Source organism: Streptomyces sp. 8L (genome assembly GCF_020176795.1).
Classification (GTDB): domain Bacteria; phylum Actinomycetota; class Actinomycetes; order Streptomycetales; family Streptomycetaceae; genus Streptomyces.
The window spans coordinates 1-1,300 of sequence record NZ_JAIUKE010000454.1 but is presented as its reverse complement, the minus strand read 5'-3'; the positions used below and the strand labels follow the sequence as shown (position 1 = coordinate 1,300).

Sequence of the window (1,300 nt, the reverse complement as noted above, 5' to 3'; positions counted from 1 at the left end):
ACGTCTTGTGGCGGGCGTGGTCCAGCGTGTGTGCGAACCGGGGCGCCCCCGGCGTGGACGGCGTGACCGTCGACGCGGTGGCCGCCGCCGGGGTGGATGAGTTCCTCCAGGGCCTGTCGGAGCGGTTGCGGACGCATGCGTATCGTCCGTCGGTGCTGCGGCGGGTCCAGATTCCCAAGCCAGGGCGGCCGGGGGAGTTGCGGCCGCTGTCGATCCCCACCGTGGCGGACCGGGTGGTGATGACGGCCGCGAAACTGGTTCTCGAACCGGTCTTCGAGGCCCACTTCACCGACGCGAGCTACGGCTTCCGGCCCAAGCGGTCCGCGATCGACGCGTGCGAGGCTGTGCGCGTCGCGGCGAACCGGCGGCAGGAGTGGGTGTTCGAGGCCGACATCCGGGACTGCTTCGGGACGATCGACCACGACGCGCTGACGGCCCAGGTGGCCCGGCGGGTGGTGGACCGGTCGATGCTGAAACTGATCCGGGCATGGCTGCGGATGGGAGTGCTGGAGGGAGGGGTGACCTCCCCGACCGGGGCGGGGACCCCACAGGGCTCACCGATCTCTCCGCTGCTGGCCAACGTGGCGCTGCATGTCCTCGATGAGGCGTGGCAGACGCACGGCCGGCGGCTGGGGACGTTGGTGCGCTACTGCGACGATTTCGTGGTCCTGTCGCCGACCAGGCAGCGCGCCGAGCAGGCGCGTGAACTGGCGGCGAAGGTGCTGGGCATGCTCGGGATGCGGTTGCACCCGGAGAAGTCCGGAACCGTCTGCCTCTCGGGAGGCGGGCAGGGCTTCGATTTCCTCGGATTCCATCACCGGAAGGTGGAGTCGTGGAAGTGGCGGGGCAGGTTCTACCTGCAACGCTGGCCCTCGGCACGGGCATTGGGGGTGCTGCGGGACAAGATCCGCGTGGCGACCTCCAGGTCCCGGACCGAGCGACCGGTGGCCGCCGTGGTAGCCGATCTCAACCCCGTCCTTCGGGGCTGGGCCGCGTATTTCCGCAACGGGAACTCCGGGCGGAAGTTCAACGCGGTCGACGGCTACGTTCACGAGCGGCTGGCGATCTTCGCCAGCCGAAAACACGGACTCGCGGGCCGGAACTGGAGCACCCGTTACACCTATGGGTGGATCACTCGGCTCGGGGTCTACCGCCTGACCGGGAACGTACGCGGGGCGACGGCGCATGCCAGCCGGTGAACGATGTCGGAAAGCCGTGTGCGGGAGAACTGCATGCACGGTTTGAAGCGGCGGGGACTGGAAACGGAGCGGCAGCCACCGCGCCAGTCCCCGACCCTACT

General features: G+C 69.4%; 1 protein-coding gene. It reads left to right on the top strand.

The genetic code is table 11. The features are described from left to right. Positions 1-1,199, top strand: a 1,199-nt coding sequence (ltrA, locus tag LCE31_RS30820) for a group II intron reverse transcriptase/maturase (RefSeq protein ID WP_225020170.1), incomplete at its 5' end; no start/stop codon positions are given. Positions 1,200-1,300 lie beyond the last annotated feature (101 nt).